The sequence below is a fragment of the Streptomyces bobili genome (assembly GCF_002154575.1).
GTDB lineage: Bacteria > Actinomycetota > Actinomycetes > Streptomycetales > Streptomycetaceae > Streptomyces > Streptomyces bobili.
The window spans coordinates 1-18,200 of sequence record NZ_MUBA01000364.1 but is presented as its reverse complement, the minus strand read 5'-3'; the positions used below and the strand labels follow the sequence as shown (position 1 = coordinate 18,200).

General features: G+C 68.7%; 15 protein-coding genes. 8 read left to right on the top strand and 7 right to left on the bottom strand.

All coding sequences use genetic code 11. The features are described from left to right. Positions 1-55 precede the first annotated feature (55 nt). The gene (locus tag BZL64_RS26660; protein WP_086771727.1) at positions 56-1,078 is read right to left on the bottom strand and encodes an NADP-dependent oxidoreductase; all 1,023 of its coding nucleotides are present in this window, start codon (positions 1,076-1,078) and stop codon (positions 56-58) included. A gap of 145 nt (positions 1,079-1,223) precedes the next feature. Between BZL64_RS26660 and BZL64_RS26655 the strand changes: the two genes are divergently transcribed. Further along, entirely contained in the window at positions 1,224-1,661 is a 438-nt protein-coding gene (locus BZL64_RS26655) for a MarR family winged helix-turn-helix transcriptional regulator (RefSeq protein WP_086771726.1), read from the top strand. 84 nt (positions 1,662-1,745) lie between these two features. Here BZL64_RS26655 and yjfF read toward each other — a convergent pair whose 3' ends face one another. The 6 genes from yjfF to BZL64_RS42215 all read right to left on the bottom strand — a co-directional run bounded on the left by yjfF (position 1,746) and on the right by BZL64_RS42215 (position 9,184). After that, a complete protein-coding gene (yjfF, locus tag BZL64_RS26650; RefSeq protein ID WP_086771725.1) occupies positions 1,746-2,768 on the bottom strand; it encodes a galactofuranose ABC transporter, permease protein YjfF in 1,023 nt (340 codons plus the stop codon). Further along, positions 2,768-3,865 (bottom strand): ABC transporter permease, encoded by a 1,098-nt coding sequence (locus BZL64_RS26645; RefSeq protein WP_086771724.1) that lies wholly within the window; start codon positions 3,863-3,865, stop codon positions 2,768-2,770. Before BZL64_RS26645 ends, yjfF begins: the two co-directional genes overlap by 1 nt. After that, positions 3,862-5,394 carry a sugar ABC transporter ATP-binding protein gene (locus BZL64_RS26640; protein ID WP_086771723.1) on the bottom strand — a complete coding sequence of 511 codons (1,533 nt, stop codon included), beginning with the start codon at positions 5,392-5,394 and terminating at the stop codon, positions 3,862-3,864. Before BZL64_RS26640 ends, BZL64_RS26645 begins: the two co-directional genes overlap by 4 nt. Before the next feature lie 196 nt (positions 5,395-5,590). Continuing rightward, positions 5,591-6,598 carry an ABC transporter substrate-binding protein gene (locus tag BZL64_RS26635; protein ID WP_086771722.1) on the bottom strand — a complete coding sequence of 336 codons (1,008 nt, stop codon included), beginning with the start codon at positions 6,596-6,598 and terminating at the stop codon, positions 5,591-5,593. Between the two features lie 162 nt (positions 6,599-6,760). Then, a complete protein-coding gene (locus BZL64_RS26630; protein ID WP_086771721.1) occupies positions 6,761-7,804 on the bottom strand; it encodes a LacI family DNA-binding transcriptional regulator in 1,044 nt (347 codons plus the stop codon). A 474-nt stretch (positions 7,805-8,278) separates the two neighbouring features. Beyond that, on the bottom strand, positions 8,279-9,184 hold the full coding sequence (locus BZL64_RS42215) for an SCO2400 family protein (protein WP_425276072.1): 906 nt from the start codon (positions 9,182-9,184) through the stop codon (positions 8,279-8,281). A gap of 252 nt (positions 9,185-9,436) precedes the next feature. Between BZL64_RS42215 and BZL64_RS26615 the strand changes: the two genes are divergently transcribed. The 7 genes from BZL64_RS26615 to BZL64_RS26585 all read left to right on the top strand — a co-directional run. Continuing rightward, complete coding sequence (locus BZL64_RS26615) at positions 9,437-10,594, top strand: mandelate racemase/muconate lactonizing enzyme family protein (protein WP_086771718.1); 1,158 nt, start codon at positions 9,437-9,439, stop codon at positions 10,592-10,594. Then, positions 10,591-11,595: a zinc-dependent alcohol dehydrogenase gene (locus BZL64_RS26610; RefSeq protein WP_086771717.1), complete on the top strand. Its 1,005-nt coding sequence runs from the start codon at positions 10,591-10,593 to the stop codon at positions 11,593-11,595. Before BZL64_RS26615 ends, BZL64_RS26610 begins: the two co-directional genes overlap by 4 nt. A 158-nt stretch (positions 11,596-11,753) precedes the next feature. Further along, positions 11,754-12,725, top strand: coding sequence for a hypothetical protein (locus BZL64_RS26605; protein WP_086771716.1), 972 nt, complete (start codon positions 11,754-11,756; stop codon positions 12,723-12,725). Positions 12,726-12,870: 145 nt separating this feature from the next. After that, entirely contained in the window at positions 12,871-13,977 is a 1,107-nt protein-coding gene (gene chvE, locus BZL64_RS26600; protein WP_086771728.1) for a multiple monosaccharide ABC transporter substrate-binding protein, read from the top strand. Positions 13,978-14,009: 32 nt separating this feature from the next. After that, on the top strand, positions 14,010-15,560 hold the full coding sequence (mmsA, locus tag BZL64_RS26595) for a multiple monosaccharide ABC transporter ATP-binding protein (protein WP_086771715.1): 1,551 nt from the start codon (positions 14,010-14,012) through the stop codon (positions 15,558-15,560). After that, positions 15,557-16,804: a multiple monosaccharide ABC transporter permease gene (mmsB, locus tag BZL64_RS26590; RefSeq protein ID WP_086771714.1), complete on the top strand. Its 1,248-nt coding sequence runs from the start codon at positions 15,557-15,559 to the stop codon at positions 16,802-16,804. The genes mmsA and mmsB overlap by 4 nt, the downstream gene beginning before the upstream one ends. Positions 16,805-17,025: 221 nt before the next feature. Continuing rightward, a partial coding sequence (locus BZL64_RS26585) for a pyridoxal phosphate-dependent aminotransferase (protein ID WP_086771713.1) occupies positions 17,026-18,200 on the top strand: 1,175 nt, incomplete at its 3' end.

Sequence of the window (18,200 nt, the reverse complement as noted above, 5' to 3'; positions counted from 1 at the left end):
GTGCTGGGGGTGGGTGGGGGCTTCTTCTCCCCCACCCACCGCCTGCTCGGGGCGGCTACAGCTTGACGATCATCTTTCCCGTGTTGTCGCCCCGGAGCACTCCGAGGAACGCCTCCAGGTTGTTCTCGATGCCCTCGACGATCGTCTCGCGGTACTTGAGGGCGCCCGAGGCGACCCAGGGGCCGACCTCCTGGACGAACTGGGACTGCAGGTCGTAGTGGTCGCCGACCAGGAAGCCCTCGATGCGGCCTCGGGTCTGGATGAGGCGGGCGAGGTTGCGGGGACCGGGGGCCGGCTCGGTGTTGTTGTAGACCGAGATCATGCCGCAGATCACGATACGGCCGCCTTCATTGAGGGAGCCGATCGCGGCCTCCAGGTGGTCGCCGCCGACGTTGTCGAAGTAGACGTCGATGCCGTCCGGGGCGGCCTCGCGGAGCTGCTCGCTCACGGAGCCGTTCTTGTAGTTGAACGCCGCGTCGAAGCCGTACTCCTCCACCAGGAGCTTGACCTTCTCGTCGGAGCCGGCCGAGCCGATCACCCGCGAGGCGCCCTTGAGTTTGGCGATCTGGCCGACCTGGCTGCCGACGGCGCCGGCCGCGCCGGAGACGAAGACGACGTCACCCTCCTTGAGGGCGGCGGTGCGCAGCAGGCCGGCGTAGGCGGTGAGGCCGGTCATGCCGAGGACGCCCAGGTAGGTGGAGAGGGGTGCGGCCTCGGGGTCGACCTTCACGGCCTGCGCGGCGTCGAAGGTGGCGTACTCGCGCCAGCCGCCGAAGTGCAGCAGGTGGTCGCCCACGGCGATGCCCTCGGCGTTCGAGGCGACGACCTCGCCGACCGCGCCGCCCTGCATGGCCTTGCCCAGTTCGAAGGGGGCCGTGTAGGACTTTGCGGCGCTCATCCGGCCGCGCATGTACGGGTCGACGGAGAGGTACGCGTTGCGGACGAGCACCTCACCGGGGCCGGGCTGCCGGATCTCCGCCTCGGCCAGCTCGAAGTCCTCGGCCTTGGGCCAGCCGACGGGGCGGCTGAGCAGACGCCATTCGCGGCTGACGGACGGGAGCGCGGGGGTCTCGGACATGGTGCCCTTCCTTGTGTGCTGTGCGGCGCCCGTGGGGTGACAGGCGCTTGCGGCCTTGCGGCATGCGGCCCAAATACTTCAGTACCTGAAACAACCATGCGCCTGGATATTTCATGATGTCAAGTAAGCGGGTACCCTGGAAGGCATGTCCACACCACCCAGCACCCGCCGGCCCGACGCCCTCACCCTGGAGGTGGTCGAGCTGATCGGCGAGGTCGTGGCGCGGTTCTACCAGGACTACGAGGAGGCCGCCGCCGGCCACTCCCTCACCGGCGCCCAGGCCCGGCTGCTCAGCCTGCTCTCACTGGAGCCGCTGCCGATGCGCAAGCTCGCGGTGAAGCTGAAGTGCGAGCCGTCCAACGTGACCGGCATCGTCGACCGCCTGGAAGCCCGTGGCCTGGTGGAGCGCCGCCCCGACCCGGCCGACCGGCGCGTGAAGCTGGCGGCGGCGACGGACGAGGGACGCCGGATCGCCACGGACCTGCGCGAGTCCCTGCGCTTCGCCCGCGAGCCACTGGCGGGTCTGGACGAGAAGGAACGGATCCTGCTGCGGGGGATGCTCCAGCGGATGCTGGCCGCGTAGGCACCCTGGCGCGCGACGGAGAAACGGCTGTGCCCGGTCCGCAGCCGGGAGGCCGCGGACCGGGCACAGCCGGTTCCCCTCGGGTCAGGTCTTCTTGCGTGTCGTCATGAAGCGCTGGATCAGGATGAACGTGCACAGCAGCACACCGGTGGCGATCTTCGTCCACCAGGAGCTGAGCGTGCCCTCGAACTGGATGAGGCTCTTGATCAGGCCCAGCACCAGCACACCGAACAGGGTTCCCAGCACGTAGCCGGAGCCACCCGTCAGCAGGGTGCCGCCGATGACGACCGCGGCGATCGCGTCGAGCTCCATGCCCGTCGCGTGCAACGGGTCACCGGACTGGATGTACAGGGTGAAGAGCAGTCCGGCCAGCGCCGAGCAGAACCCGCTCACCGTGTACACGGCGATCTTCGTGCCGCCCTGCGCGAGTCCCATCAGCAGGGCCGACTGCTCGTTGCCGCCGACGGCGTACACCCGGCGCCCGAAGCGGGTGTAGTGCAGGACGTAGAACGCCACCGCGAGGACGACCAGCGAGATGATCGCGCCGAGCGACAGGAATCCCATCCCCAGCGACACCTGCGTCTCGGCCATGCTGCTCACCGAGGAGTCGCTGATGGAGATCGACTCCTTGCTGATGACCAGGCACAGGCCGCGGAAGAGGAAGAGGCCGGCGAGGGTCACGATGAAGGGCTGGATCTCGAAGTTGTGGATCACATAGCCCATGAGGAAGCCGCCGAAGGCTCCCACGGCCAGCGCCATGGGGATCACGAGCAGCAGCGGCAGTCCCTGGCGCTCCACCAGCCACGCCGTGAACATCGTGGTGAAGCCGATCACCGAGCCGACGGACAGGTCGATGCCGCCGGACAGGATGACGAAGGTGACACCGACCGCGGCGACCAGCAGATAGCCGTTGTCGATGAACAGGTTGAGGAAGACCTGCGGTTCGGTGAACCCGAAGTTCTGGTACCGGGTCAGGCCCCCGAGGTACATGGCCAGCAACAGCAACGCCGTCACCGCGACGGGCAGGCGCCGGTCGCCGAGCAGACGCGCGGCCTTGGACGGGGTACGGCTGTCGGAGGCCGTGGGGCTCTTGGTGGTCGCGCTCATCACGACACCTCCATCTTGGGAGCGGCCTCGGTCGCCGCGGCGGAGTCCGCCGGGACCGCGGCCGGCGTGGCGCTTCCCTTGGCGCCGAACCTGGCGCCGAAGACCTTGTCGCGGAACTTCGGGGACTGCAGCAGGCATACGACGATGACGACGGCGGCCTTGAAGACCAGGTTGGTCTGGGTGGGCACGCCGATCGTGTAGATCGTGGTGGTCAGGGTCTGGATGACGAGGGCGCCGACCACCGTGCCGCCGATGGAGAACCGGCCGCCCAGGAGCGAGGTGCCGCCGATCACCACGGCGAGGATCGCGTCGAGTTCGATCCACAGGCCGGCGTTGTTGCCGTCGGCGGCCGAGGTGTTGGAGCTGATCATCAGGCCCGCGATGCCCGCGCACAGCGCGCAGAACATGTAGACCATGATCTTGATGCGCCGGGACCTGATGCCGACCAGACGGCTGGCCTCGGCGTTGCCGCCGACCGCCTCGACCAGCAGCCCCAGCGCGGTGCGGCGGGTCAGCCCGACGGTGATGATGACGACCGCGGCCACCACGAAGATGGAGAACGGCAGGGTCAGCCAGTAGCCGCCGCCGATCAGCTTGTACGGCTCGCTGTTGATGGTGATGATCTGGCCGTCGGTGATCAGCTGGGCGACACCGCGACCGGCGACCATGATGATCAGGGTGGCGATGATCGGCTGGATGCCCATCCTGGCCACCAGGAAGCCGTTCCACAGACCGCAGACGACGGCGGCCAGCAGGCCGAGGCCCATGGCGAGGAGCACTCCGGACAGGGCGCTCTGGTCGGACTGGTCGCTGATGTACGAGCAGGCCAGTGCTCCGGTGATGGCGACCACGGCGCCCACGGACAGGTCGATGCCGCCGGTGGCGATGACCAGGGTCATGCCGACCGCCACCAGGATGAGGGGCGATCCGAACAGCACGATCGAGACGAGGCTGCCGTAGAGGTGGCCGTCCGCCATGCGGATGGAGAAGAAGTCGGGCGTGAAGGGAACGTTGACGAGCAGCAGGAGGACGAGGACCGCCACCGGCCAGAACAGGTGGTGACGGGTCAGTGCTCGCCATCGGGTAGAGGTGGTCACTGGTTCTCTCCGCTCGCGATGGTCTCCAGGATCCGGCTCGTGGTGATCTCGGGCCCGTTGGCGATCTGCGCCACCAGCCGGCGGTCGCGCAGCACTCCGATGGTGTGACTGAGCCGGAGGACCTCCTCCAGTTCGGCCGCGATGTACAGGACGGACATGCCGTCCTCGGAGAGGGAGACGACGAGCTTCTGGATCTCCGCCTTCGCGCCGATGTCGATGCCACGGGTGGGCTCGTCGAGGATCAGCAGCTTCGGCTGGGTGATGAGCCAGCGGGCCAGGAGCACCTTCTGCTGGTTGCCGCCGCTGAGCTGGCCCACCCTGGCCTCGGGGTTGGCGGGGCGGATGTCGAGCGCCTTGATGTACTTGGCGACGAGTTCGTCGCGCTGGGCGACCGGGATGGGCCGGGTCCAGCCGCGCGAGGCCTGCAGGGCCAGGATGATGTTCTCCCGGACCGTCAGGTCGGGCACCAGGCCCTCGCTCTTGCGGTTCTCGGAGCAGAACGCGACTCCGGCGCCTATCGCGTCGTTGGGGGCGCTCATCGAGACCTGCCTGCCCTCGATGGACACCTTGCCGCTGTCCGGCTGGTCGGCGCCGAAGAGCAGCCGGGCGAGTTCGGTCCGGCCCGATCCGAGCAGGCCGGCGAGTCCGATCACCTCGCCCTTCTTGATCTCAAGGTCGAACGGGGCGATGCCGCCGGTCCTGCCGAGGCCTTCCGCCTGGACCAGGGTCTCGCCCGCGTGGGAGTGCAGCTGCTGGTCGTGGAGTTCGTCCAGCTGGCCCATGGCCTTGCCGAGCATGAGCTGGATGAGTCCGACCTGGTCGAGGTCGCGCACCATGTGCTCGCCGACGAGGGTGCCGTTACGCAGGACGGTCATCCGGTCGCAGACCTCGTAGATCTGGTCGAGGAAGTGCGAGACGAACAGGATCGCGACGCCCTCGTCCTTCAACCTCCGCATCAGAGCGAACAGTTGCAGGACCTCGTCGCGGTCGAGGCTGGAGGTCGGCTCGTCGAGGATCAGCACCTTGGTGCCCGGCCCCTCGCCGTCGCCGGTGCCCAACGCCCTGACGATCGCGACCAGTTGCTGCACGGCCAGCGGGTACGAGGACAGCGGGGCGGTGACGTCGATGTCGAGCCCGAGCCGCTCCACCAGTTCAGCCGCCTGCCGGCGCAGCTGCTTCCACTGGATGCGGCCCATGCGCGTCGGTTCGCGCCCGATGAAGATGTTCTCCGCCACCGACAGGTTCGGGCAGAGGTTGACCTCCTGGTAGACCGTGCTGATGCCGGCCTGCTGCGCCTCGAGCGGACTGGTGATCCGTACGGACCGGCCGTCCAGCGTGATCGTGCCGCCGTCCAGGGGGTGGACGCCCGTGAGCACCTTGATCAGGGTGGACTTGCCCGCCCCGTTCTCTCCCATCAGGGCGTGGATCTCACCGGGGAAGAGCCGGAAGTCGACGTCCGACAGAGCCCGTACCCCCGGAAACTCTTTGACTATGCCCGCCATTTCCAGGACGGGCCGAGGCTCTGCCATACGTCTCCTAGCGAGGGACCACCGGCTTTGTCCGGTGGGGGAATTCATGTGTCTGGTGTGTGTGCGGTGTTGTGCGTGCGTGCACGCTGTGTCTGCGTTCGGTCCGCCCCGGAAGGGGGCGGTCCGGGATGGACCGCAGGGCCGGCCGACCGAGGGTCCGGTCGGCCGGAGGCTCCCTGCCGCTGGGCGCGGTCGGTCAGTACTTGCGGGTCGGGAGCGCGGCCTTGGCCTGGTCCTGCATGAAGTCGCTCTCCTCGGTCTTGATCCAGCGCTCGACCGTCTCGCCGTCCTTGACCTTCTTCACGACGTCCATCAGCTGGGGGCCGAGCAGCGGGTTGCACTCGACGATGGCGTTGATCTTGCCCTCGGACATGGCGATGAAGCCGTCCTTCACGCCGTCGACCGTGACGATCAGGATGTCCTTGCCGGGCTTCTTGCCGGCCGCCTCGATTGCCTGGATGGCGCCGATGCCCATGTCGTCGTTGTGCGCGAAGAGCACGTCGATGTCCGGGTTGGACTGCAGGAAGGCCGCCATGACCTGCTTGCCGCCGGCGCGGGTGAAGTCACCGGTCTGGCTGACGACGATCTTCCAGTCGTCGGCGTGGTCGGCGTCCATGACCTCCTTGAAGCCCTTGGCGCGCTCGATCGCGGGGGCGGCACCGGTGGTGCCCTCCAGCTGTGCGATCTTCACGTTGCCCTTGTGGCCGGCCTTCTCGAGGACCTTCTCCAGGATCTTGGCCGCACGCCGGCCCTCGTCCGTGAAGTCCGAGCCGACCAGGGTCACGAAGAGGGACTCGTCGGAGGTCTCGACGGAGCGGTCGGTGAGGACCACGGGGATCTTCTTGGCCTTGGCTTCCTTCAGCACCGCGTCCCAGCCGGTGACGACCACCGGCGAGAAGGCTATGACGTCGACCCCCTGGGTGATGTAACTGCGGATCGCGGAGATCTGGTTCTCCTGCTTCTGCTGCGCGTCGGAGAACTTGAGGTTGTAGCCCGCCTCCTTGGCGGCGTCCTTCACCGAGTCGGTGTTGGCGCTGCGCCAGCCGCTCTCCGAGCCGACCTGGGAGAAGCCGAGGGTGATCGTCTTGGCGCCGCCCGTGGAGGAGGAGCCGGTGGAGCCGGAGTCCTCCTTGGCGCAGGCCGCCAGGCCGCCCGCGGCTGCCACGCCGACCGCCGCGGTGAGGAAGTTTCGTCTGCTGAGCATGTTCTTCTCCTTTGAAGAGCCGGTCCGGGGACGGACCTGCTGGTACTCGATGGGACCGGCCACGCTACGTCCAGCCTGTCGATCATCGTTCGGTATATCGGCCACACCGCTGGGCAGGTGCGTCCGACCGGTCGGGCGGAGGGTCACTGGTCGGTCAGAGGGTCAAAGGGGTGCGCGCTCCGACTGGGCGGTGTACGGGAACGTACTGGCGCGCACGACGAGTTGGGGTTCGATCGCGATCCGGGAGGCGGCGGGTGGCCGGCCCTCGATCAGATCCAGGAGCAGTGCGATGCCTTGCTTGCCCACCGCCTCGAAGTCCTGCCGGACGGTGGTGAGCGGAGGAGCGAAGAACTCCGACTCGGGGATGTCGTCGAAGCCGACCACCGCGACGTCCTGGGGGGTCCGGACCCCCGCTTCACGCAGGGCCCGCAGCACCCCCAGCGCCATCTGGTCGTTGGCGACGAAGACGGCTGTCAGCCCCCGGCCCACCCAGCCGGCCAGTTCCTGGCCCGCACGGTAGCCCGACAGCGGACTCCAGTCCCCCCGCAGCAGCATGGGCGGCTCGACGCCCTCCGCTTCGAGGGTCGACCGCCAGCCGGCGGCCCGGTCGGCCGCCTCCTGCCAGTCCTCGGGCCCGGCGAGATGCCAGACCGTACGGTGGCCGGCGGCCAGCAGATGGGCGGTGGCCAGCCGAGCCCCGAGCTGCTGGTCCACGCTGACGCTGGGGATGTCCACGCCCGGCCCGCTGCCCACGACCACCACGGGGAACGGGTGGCGGAGTTCGGCCAGAGCCTCCACCGCCGACCGCTGCGGGGCGATGGCGACCACTCCTTCCACCCCGCCCTCGCTGAGGTGGTCCAGGGCCTCGGACAGCTCCTCCACGGTCAGTCTGCGCAGGCTGACCGTCGAGACGAGATAGCCCTCGGCGCGTGCCGCCTCCTCGAGCGCGAACAGGGTGCTGGCCGGCCCGTAGAGGGTGGTGTCGGAGGCGACCACGCCCAGCGTCCGGGTGCGCCGGGTCACCAGGGCCCGTGCGGAGGAGTTGCGGCGATAGCCCATCTCCTCGATCGCCCGCAGCACCCGGACCCGTGTCTGCTCCCGCACGTTGGGGTGGTCCCCCAGCACGCGGGACACGGTCTGGTGGGACACGCCCGCCAGGCGCGCCACGTCGGCCATGGTGGGCGGCCGAAGCTGCGTAGGGGTCACGGCCGCACCTCCTTGGCGCTCGTCCGTCGATAAGTCCTGTGGTGTGGATGGCTCATCCCGCGCCGCCGGCTTCACGCCGGGATTCCGGTGGGTCCGGCGACAGGGGAACGGAAGGCGAGTTGGGGCACTAGGGGCACAACGCTCGTAACTCCCGTGTTTCTCGACGGAAACTGACTGTGAAGCGGAGGTCATTGTGAGCGCTAACAATTCATGGCGGTCAAGAGGGTTGCAGCGGAAGGTCGTCACGGTTCCATAACGCGCTTGACAGCTACTTCACATATCCCCTGGTCAGAGGCCTAATGGCGGCCGGAGGCACCCACACCGGGCGCGACTCGACGGCGGCGCCTGAGACGGGAACAACCCGGACACGCCACCCACACCGGGTGAGGCGCGCACCGCGGGGACGCCTGCCGCACCGTCCTGGACGGCCGTCCAGCAAGGTCACCGCCCCGCTCGGCGGCCCGTCCGGGTTCCCTACGAGCACCACCACAGGACGCGCGTGCACGTCTCCGACGGCGACGGTTTCGGGGACGGCTTCGGGGACGCGGTCGGGCTGCCGGCCGGCGCGGAGTCCGACTCCGGGTCCGGGTCCGACGGGGTCGTCGATCCGGCGGGCGGCCCGGAGGAGCCGCGGGTGGCCGACGGGTCCTCGCCGTCCGGGGTCGGCGTGGCCTTGTCGCCCTTCGAGGACTCCGACGCCGACGGGGACGCGGAGGGGCTCGGGGAGGCGGACGGCTTGCCGCCGCCGTCGTCCGTACGGTCGTCCAGCGGCCGCTCCGACGGGCTCGGCTCCGCCGCCGACCCGTCGACCTCGTCGGACTCTCCCCCCGCCACCGCGGGGTTGCTGGGGGACGAGAACCCCGGTGCCTCCAGGCCGAGTTCGGCCAGGCTGAGGCCACCGGCCGCCAGGGCGAAACCGGCGGCGATCAGCACCACGCGTCTGCGGCGCCGACGGTGGACCGAGGCCTTGCGGTCCCGACGACTCGCGTCCGGTGCGGCAGCGGTACCGTCGGGACCCCGCCGGCCGGCCCGGCCCTGCCCACGACGGCGCGCGGCTCGCCCTTGAGACTCACCGGCCTCGGCTTCGGCTTCGTCTGTGACTTCGGCTTCGGCTGCGACTTCGTGAGCGTCGCGATCACTTCGACGACCTGGCTCGTGCGGCTCCGGCTCGTACGGCGTCGGCTCGTAGGAACCCGGCCCGTAGGGCTCCGGCTCATACGGCTCCGGCTCGTACGGCCCCTGCCCGTACGGCTCCGGCTCGTACGGGTCGGCCTCGTGCGGGTCGGGCCGATACGCGCGTAGCTGTTCGGCAGGTGCGCCGCACCCCGGGCAGGTGAGGGCGCCGTTGAGGTGCCTTCGGCACGGGTGGCAGTAGTCCATGACGCGGGAAGACTAGGTTCCCGGAGTGTCATGTTCCGGGGCTCGGCTGTGAAAGTTGTGTGGGAAACCGCCATACCGGCACGCCGGCGAGAGTGACCTGTCACACACCGGCGGCTCGCAGCTTCCGGAAAGAGCGCCGAAACTGTCGAATCGTTACCCGTTCGACCCATTGACACCCCGCTCGCGCCATCCTTACTGTCTGCCCAGCATTTCGAACGTGTGACGAAATCTCGAACAGCGAAGGGTATTTCCGTGCGCATCACTGGAATCAGCACGCACGTGGTCGGGACGCCATGGCGCAATCTGACCTACGTCCTGGTGCACACCGACGAGGGCATCACGGGTGTCGGGGAGACCCGCATGCTGGGCCACACCGACGCACTGATCGGCTATCTGAAGGAAGCCGAGGCCAATCACATTCTCGGCTCCGACCCCTTCGCTGTCGAGGACCTGACGCGCCGGATGAAGTACGGCGACTACGGGCGCGCCGGCGAGATCGTGATGTCCGGCATCGCCATCGTCGAGATGGCCTGCTGGGACATCAAGGGCAAGGCGCTGGGGGTGCCCGTCTGGCAGCTCCTCGGTGGCAAGGTCACCGACAAGGTGAAGGCCTACGCCAACGGCTGGTACACCACCGAGCGGACCCCGGAGGCCTACCACAAGGCCGCCCAGGGGGTCATGGAGCGCGGCTACAAGGCGCTCAAGATCGACCCCTTCGGCACCGGCCACTTCGAGCTGGACCACCAGCAGACGCTGTACGCCGTCTCCCTGATCGAGGCGGTGCGCGACGCCATCGGCCCGGACGCCGAGCTGATGCTGGAGATGCACGGCCGCTTCTCCCCCTCCACCGCCGTACGTCTGGCCCACGAGCTGGCGCCCTTCAAGCCCGCGTGGCTGGAGGAGCCCTGCCCGCCGGAGAACCTCAAGGCCCTGGAGAAGGTCGCCGCGAAGGTCGACATCCCGCTGGCCACCGGTGAGCGCATCCACGACCGCATCGAGTTCCGCGAGCTGTTCGAGAGCCAGGCCGTCGACATCATCCAGCCCGACGTCGGTCACATCGGCGGAATCTGGGAGACGCGCAAGCTGGCCGCGACCGCCGAGGCGCACTACATGCTCGTCGCCCCGCACAACGTCGGCGGGCCGGTGCTGACCGCCGCGTCGCTCCAGGTCGGGTTCAGCTCCCCGAACTTCAAGATCCTCGAGCACTTCAACGACTTCGCGGACTCGGAGATCAAGAAGGTCGTCAAGGGTGCTCCCGAAGTGGTGGACGGTTACTTCCACCTCTCGGACGCGCCGGGTCTCGGCGTCGAGCTGGACGTCGACGCCGCCGCGGAGTTCCCGCAGCAGCAGGCCCGCTTCGACCTGTGGGCCGACGGCTGGGAGCAGCGCAAGCCGAAGGGCGGCAAGTGAGCACCGCTGTCGTCATCGAGGGGCCGGGCGAGCACCGGCTCACCTCGCACGAGCCCCGGCAGCCGGGCGCCGGTGAGGCCCTGGTCCGCGTGCACGCCGTGGGCATCTGCGGCAGCGACCGCGAGGTCTACCAGGGCAACCGGCCCGAGGGGTACGTCCGTTACCCGCTGACGCCGGGCCACGAGTGGTCCGGGACGGTGGAGGCGGTCGGCGCCGGGGTGCCGGAGTCGCTGACCGGCCGCAAGGTCGTCGGCGAGGGCTTTCGCAACTGCCAGGTCTGCGACCGCTGCCACGCGGGCGAGACGACGCTGTGCACGGACGGGTACGAGGAGACCGGCTTCACCCAGCCGGGGGCGATGGCCACCACCCTCACCCTGCCGGCCCGGCTGCTGCACGCCCTCCCGGACGACGCCGATCTCACCGCCGCCGCCCTGCTGGAGCCGGCCGCCTGCATCGCGGCCGCCGCGATCAAGGCGAACGCCCGGCCCGGCGAACGGGTCGCGGTGGTCGGCACCGGGACGCTGGGCATGTTCGCCGTCCAGTTCCTGAAGGCGGGATCCCCCGCCGAGCTGCTCGTCGTCGGCACCCGGAGGGACCGGGAGACCCTGTCGCGGCAGTTCGGGGCCACCGATTTCCGTACCCGTGACGAGGAACTCCCCGGCGACTTCGACGTGGTGATCGAGACCGCCGGGTCCGCCTCCGCCGCGCGCACCTCCGCGGCTCTCCTCAGGCGCGGTGGCCGGCTGGTCCTGACGGGCATCCCGGCTCCGGGCGCGGACGGTCTCGACCCCACCGACCTGGTCGTCCGGCAGCTGGAGGTGCACACCGTCTTCGGCGCACCGCCGGACGCCTGGGCGCACACCGTGCGGGTCTTCGCGGCCGGTCTCCTCGACCCGTCGCCACTGGTCACCCACGAGCTGCCGCTCGCCGAGTTCTCGCAGGCCATCGATCTGGTGGGGTCCGGCGATCCGAAGGTGGGCAAGGTCCTGCTCCGCCCCTAGACGTACGCCGGTGGGGGGCGACCTGACGGCCTCCCTACCGGCGTACACCCAAGTCCCGCACGACTTGGACCGACCGGCGATCGGCGACGCCGTCCTCCGATTGCCGTCGACCCTCAGCCGCGAACCTCGTCCGACATACCGAACACGAAGGACAGCTTGTGACGACCGACGCCTCCGCCACGGCCCCCCGTCGACCCGGTGAGCCGGCGCTCACCACGCTCGGTCTGGGCGCGCCCGCGCTCGATCCCGCCGACGCCTCCGTCCACACCTTCCCCGGCGGCGGCCGCTGGCGCACCGAGGTCCCTTCGTGCGAGGGCCCCGAAGCGCTGGCCGTCATCCTCAAGGAGGCCTCACGCCTCGACGTGCCGATCCACCGGATCAGCCAGGGCAGCGGCGTGTGGATGCTGAGCGACGCCGAGATCACCGAGATGGTCGAGGCCACCGCCGAGCGTGACATCGAGCTCTGCCTGTTCACCGGACCGCGTGGCACCTGGGACATCGGCGGCTCCACCCGGACCGACTCGCGCGGCGGGGGCCTGCGGGCCCGCGGGCACGACGCCGTCGCCGGATGCGTCGAGGACGCCGTCCGCGCCACGGAGCTGGGCGTCCAGTGCCTTCTCGTCGCCGACGAGGGCGTGCTGTGGACGCTGCACCGGGCCCGCCAGGCCGGCCTCATCCCGGCCGACACCACGCTGAAGGTGTCGGCGCTGATCGGCCCCGTGAACCCGGCGGCGTACGCGGTGTACGAGCGGCTCGGCGCCGACTCGCTGAACGTGCCCAGCGATCTGACGCTGGATCACCTCACCGAGATCCGGCGGGTGTCGGGCGCTCCCATGGACATGTACATCGAGGCACCCGACGATCTCGGCGGCTACATCCGGATGTACGAGGTCGCCGAGCTGATCCGGCGCGGCGCACCGCTGTACCTGAAGTTCGGCCTGTCCAAGTCCCCGGGGATCTACCCGTACGGCCACCACCTGCGCGATCTGGCGCTGTCCACGGCCCGCGAGCGGGTGCGGCGCGGCCGGCTGGCTCTCGACCTGCTGGCGCGGCACGGGGCGGACGGCGACATGGCTCCGCTCGGCTCGCGGCTGCCCGGTGAACTCAGCCGGTTCGACATCCAGTCATAACGTTACGGAAACCCCGCTTCACAGAAGCCGACACAGGCGCGCAGAATCCCACACACCGCTTCTCGGTCTTTCCCCGGCCTTCTTCCCGGGGCGTCCTCCGCAGCGCGAGACCGACCCCCCTGCACACACATCAAGGATGATGATCATGCGTAACCGCAGAGCCGCCCTCGCCGCGATAGCCGGAGCCGCCTCCCTCGCCCTGACCCTGACCGCCTGCGGGCAGTCCGGCGAGGGCGGCAGCGAAGCCGCCACCGACAGCGCCAAGGGCGGCACCATCGGCATCGCGATGCCGACCAAGTCCTCCGAGCGCTGGATCACCGACGGCGCCAACGTCGAGAAGGACCTCAAGGCCAAGGGCTACAAGACCAAGCTGGTCTTCGGCGAGGACGACCCCGACCAGCAGGTCTCGCAGATCGAGAACCTGATCACGCAGGGCGTCAAGGCCCTGATCGTCGCGGCCATCGACAACAAGTCGCTGAACAACGTCCTCCAGCAGGCCGCCGACGCCAAGATCCCGGTGATCTCCTACGACCGCCTGATCCTCGGCACGAAGAACGTCGACTACTACGCGTCCTTCGACAACGAGAAGGTCGGCCAGCTCCAGGCCGGCTACCTCGTCGAGAAGCTGGGCCTGGCGAGCGGCAAGGGCCCCTTCAACATCGAGCTGTTCGCCGGCTCCAACGACGACAACAACACCAAGTACTTCTTCAACGGTGCGATGAGCGTGCTCCAGCCGTACATCGACAGCAAGAAGCTGGTGGTCAAGTCCGGCCAGACCGCGCTCACCAAGGTCACCACGCTGCGCTGGGACGGTGCCACCGCCCAGAAGCGCATGGAGGACATCCTCACCTCGACGTACACCAGCGGCCGGGTCGACGCGGTCCTCTCGCCGTACGACGGCATCTCCATCGGCATCCTCGCCGCGCTGAAGTCGGACGGCTACGGCGCCAAGAACAAGCCGCTGCCGGTCATCTCCGGCCAGGACGCCGAGCTGGCCTCGGTGAAGTCGATCATCGCCGGTGAGCAGTCGATGACCGTCTACAAGGACCTGCGCAAGCTCGCCCAGGTCGCCACGGACATGGTCGACGCCTCCCTCAACGGCAAGAAGCCCGAGATCAACGACACCAAGTCGTACGACAACGGCACCAAGGTCGTCCCCGCCTTCCTCCTGCAGCCGGTGAGCGTCGACAAGAGCAACTACGAGAAGGAACTCGTCCAGGGCGGCTACTACACGGCTGACCAGCTCAAGTAAGCCTCGGCCCTTAAGGATTGGAAGGCACGACCATGGCGGGACCCGTCCTGGAAATGCGCTCGATCGTCAAGACCTTTCCCGGCGTCAAAGCGCTGTCGGACGTCACACTGACCGTCCGCCAGGGCGAGGTCCACGCCATCTGCGGTGAGAACGGCGCCGGGAAGTCCACCTTGATGAAGGTGCTCTCCGGCGTCCATCCTCACGGCAGTTACGAGGGCGACATCCTCTTCGAGGGTGAGACCGTCCGGTTCAAGGACATCCGGGCGAGCGAGCAGCACGGCATTGTGATCATCCACCAGGAGCTGGCGCTGTCGCCGTATCTCTCCCTGGCGGAGAACATCTTCCTCGGCAACGAACACGCCAAGGGCGGGTTCATCAACTGGCGGGAGACCCTGCGGCACGCCACCGAGCTGCTGCGCCGGGTCGGTCTCACCGACCACCCGGAAACCCGCGTCACCGACATCGGCGTGGGCAAGCAGCAGCTCGTGGAGATCGCGAAGGCGCTGTCGAAGAAGGTCAAGCTCCTCATCCTCGACGAGCCGACGGCGGCGCTGAACGACGAGGACAGTGACAAACTCCTCGATCTCATCCTGGAGTTGAAGAAGCAGGGCATCACCTCGATCATCATCTCCCACAAGCTCAACGAGATCCGCAAGGTCGCCGACTCGGTGACGATCATCCGCGACGGGCACTCCATCGAGACGCTCGACGTGAAGGCGCCCGAGACGACCGAGGACCGGATCATCAGCGGCATGGTCGGCCGCGACCTCGACCACCGCTTCCCGGAGCGCACCCCGCACGAGGCCGAGAAGGGCGCCGCGCCGGCCCTGCAGATCCGCGACTGGACCGTGCACCACCCGATCGACCAGCAGCGCAAGGTGGTCGACGGCGTGTCCATCGAGGTGCGGCGCGGGGAGATCGTCGGCATCGCCGGCCTGATGGGCGCCGGACGCACCGAGCTGGCCATGAGCGTCTTCGGACGCTCCTACGGCCGGTACGCGGGCGGCACGGTCCTCAAGGACGGCAAGGAGATCCGTACGAAGACCGTCGCCGAGGCGGTCGACCACGGGATCGCCTATGTCACGGAGGACCGCAAGCACTACGGCCTCAACCTCATCGACACGATCAACCGCAACATCTCCCTGACCGCCCTGAGCAAGGTGGCCAAGCGCGGCGTCGTCGACGAGCAGCAGGAGCGGCAGGTCTCCGAGGGCTACCGCAAGTCCATGAACATCAAGGCGCCCACCGTCTTCGAACCGGTGGGCAAGCTGTCCGGCGGCAACCAGCAGAAGGTCGTCCTCAGCAAGTGGATCTTCGCCGGTCCCGACGTGCTGATCCTGGACGAGCCGACGCGCGGTATCGACGTCGGCGCCAAGTTCGAGATCTACACGGTGATCGACCAGCTTGCCGCCCAGGGCAAGGCGGTCGTCTTCATCTCCTCCGAGCTGCCGGAACTGCTCGGCATGTGCGACCGCATCTACACGATGGCCGCCGGACGGCTCACGGGCGAGTTCCCGCGGGCCGAGGCCACGCAGGAAGTGCTGATGCGTCAGATGACGAAGGACAAAGAGGTAACGCGATGAGCACGGACGTGACGGACAAGAGCCCGGCGGCCGCGCCGCCCGGGAAGGGCGGGGGATCGGCCACCGGCGGCGGGATGCTCCAGCTGGTGCTGGACGGCCTGCGCCGCAACATGCGCCAGTACGGCATGCTGATCGCGCTCGGCCTGCTCGTGATCCTCTTCCAGGTATGGACCGACGGCGACCTGCTGCTGCCGCGCAACGTCTCCAACCTGGTCCTCCAGAACAGCTACATCCTGATCCTCGCGATCGGCATGATGCTGGTGATCATCGCGGGTCACATCGACCTGTCGGTCGGCTCGCTCACCGCCTTCACCGGCGCCTTCGCGGCCGTACTGACGGTGCAGCACGACCTGCCCTGGCCCGTCGCACTGGTGCTGTGCCTGGCCGTCGGCGCGGCGGCCGGTGCGGCGCAGGGCTTCCTGATCGCCTACCTCGGCATACCCTCCTTCATCGTCACCCTCGCGGGCATGCTGATGTTCCGCGGTCTGACGGAGATGCTCCTCAAGGGGCAGACCCTCGGCCCGTTCCCCGACGGCCTGCAGAAGATGGGCAACGGCTTCCTGCCGGAGGTCGGCCCGGACACGAACTACCACAACATCACGCTGCTGCTGGGCTTCGCCCTGCTGACCTTCGCGGTTCTCCAGGAGGTCCGGGACCGCAAGCGTCAGCAGGAGTTCGCCCTCGAAGTCGTGCCCAGGAACCTCTTCCTGCTCAAGCTGGTCGCCATCTCCGCCGCGATCCTCACGGTCACGATGCTGCTCGCCAGCTACAAGGGCGCGCCGATCATCCTGCTCGTCCTCGGCGTCCTGGTCGTCGGCTACGGCTACGTGATGCGCAACGCCGTCTTCGGCCGCCACATCTACGCCATCGGCGGCAACCTGCCGGCGGCGAAGCTGTCCGGCGTGAAGGACAAGAAGGTCACCTTCCTCGTCTTCCTCAACATGGGCGTGCTCGCGGCCGTGGCAGGTCTGGTGGTCGCCGCCCGTCTGAACGCGGCCTCGCCGAAGGCCGGCCTCAGCTTCGAACTGGAGGCGATCGCCTCGTCGTTCATCGGCGGCGCGTCCATGAGCGGCGGTGTCGGCACCATCCTCGGCGCCATCATCGGCGGGCTCGTCCTCGGTGTGCTGAACAACGGCATGAACCTGCTCAGCGTCGGCACCGACTGGCAGCAGGTCATCAAGGGCATGGCCCTGCTGATCGCGGTCGGATTCGACGTCTGGAACAAGCGCAAGTCCGGTTCCTGAACCACCGGAACTCGCTGAGCTGCTGAACGGGCCCCGCCGGAAGGCGGGGCCCGTTCCGTGTTCCCCGCCAGTCCTACGACGGCCTCCCCCCGGTTCCCGGGTGGTTGAACAGCGCCGCCCGAGTCTGCGTATGTAAGGGCGGCCCGCGCTCCCCCGCGCGGGCCACCCACATGACGACGGGCCCGGTCGTCCCCGCCGGGTCCGCCCCATACGGAGGTTCCATGGCCGACAACGTCACCTCGTTGTTCCGCAGCACCGCCGCGCACAGCCCGTCGATGGCGGCGCTCACGCGGGAGGGCGGAGACGAGGCCGGCCCGGTGGACTTCTGTATCCCCTGCAACCCGTACTTCCCCACCCCGCAGATGTTCGACGACATGTCCGCCCGGCTGCGCGACATCATCACGTACTACCCGAGCAGCGCCGACACGATCACCGCCGAACTCTGCAGTCTGCTCCAACTCCCGCCGCAGGCAGTCGCGATGGGCAACGGCTCCACCGAGCTGATCACCTGGATCGACCACCTGCTGGTGCGCGAGTCCCTCGCCGTCCCCGTCCCCACCTTCGGCCGCTGGACCGACCAGCCCATGGAGACCGGCAAGCGGGTCGACATGTTCCCGCTCCAGGAGTCCAGCGGCTTCGCCCTGGACCTCGCGCAGTACGCCGAGTTCATCCGGGCCCGCGGCACCCGCGTCGCCGTCATCTGCAACCCCAACAACCCCGACGGCGGGTTCCTGCACAAGCACGCCATCGTCCAGTTCATGGACGCGATGGCCGACCTCGACCTGGTCATCATCGACGAGTCGTTCCTGGAGTTCGCCGACGCCGAGGTCGAACCCTCGGTCGTCCAGGAGGCGATGCTGCGCCCCAACGTCATCGTCCTGCGCAGCCTCGGCAAGAACTTCGGCCTGCACGGCATCCGTTTCGGCTACCTCGTCGCCAACCCGGCCCTGGCCGGCCGCGTCCGCTCCATGCTGCCCAAGTGGAACCTCAACTCCTTCGCCGAACACGTGGTGTTCATGCTGAAGGAGCACGGCCCCGAGTACGCGCAGAGCCTGATGCAGGTACGCCGCGACCGCCTCGACATGTCCAGCCAGCTCTCCTCCCTCCCCGGTCTCACCGTCTACCCCTCCCAGGGGAACTTCCTCTTCGTACGCCTCCCCGTGGGCGCCGAGGGGACCGTGGTCCGCGACCGGATGCTCACCGAGCACCGGATCCTGGTCCGCGAGTGCGGCAACAAGATCGGCTCCTCCAGCCGCTTCCTGCGGCTCGTGGTGCGCCCCCAGGTGGACGTGCGTCGCCTGGTGTCCGGCCTGGAACAGGTGCTCTACGGGACCAGGAGGGGAGCCGCCGTACCCGAGCTGAACAACGGCAACAACTACAGCTCGGGTACGGCGGC

Coding starts and splice junctions, on each gene's coding strand:
- BZL64_RS26660 (WP_086771727.1), bottom strand. CDS start 1,078: ATGTCCGAGACCCCCGCGCTCCCGTCCGTCAGCCGCGAATGGCGTCTG.
- BZL64_RS26655 (WP_086771726.1), top strand. CDS start 1,224: ATGTCCACACCACCCAGCACCCGCCGGCCCGACGCCCTCACCCTGGAG.
- yjfF (WP_086771725.1), bottom strand. CDS start 2,768: ATGAGCGCGACCACCAAGAGCCCCACGGCCTCCGACAGCCGTACCCCG.
- BZL64_RS26640 (WP_086771723.1), bottom strand. CDS start 5,394: ATGGCAGAGCCTCGGCCCGTCCTGGAAATGGCGGGCATAGTCAAAGAG.
- BZL64_RS26635 (WP_086771722.1), bottom strand. CDS start 6,598: ATGCTCAGCAGACGAAACTTCCTCACCGCGGCGGTCGGCGTGGCAGCC.
- BZL64_RS42215 (WP_425276072.1), bottom strand. CDS start 9,184: ATGGACTACTGCCACCCGTGCCGAAGGCACCTCAACGGCGCCCTCACC.
- chvE (WP_086771728.1), top strand. CDS start 12,871: ATGCGTAACCGCAGAGCCGCCCTCGCCGCGATAGCCGGAGCCGCCTCC.
- mmsA (WP_086771715.1), top strand. CDS start 14,010: ATGGCGGGACCCGTCCTGGAAATGCGCTCGATCGTCAAGACCTTTCCC.
- mmsB (WP_086771714.1), top strand. CDS start 15,557: ATGAGCACGGACGTGACGGACAAGAGCCCGGCGGCCGCGCCGCCCGGG.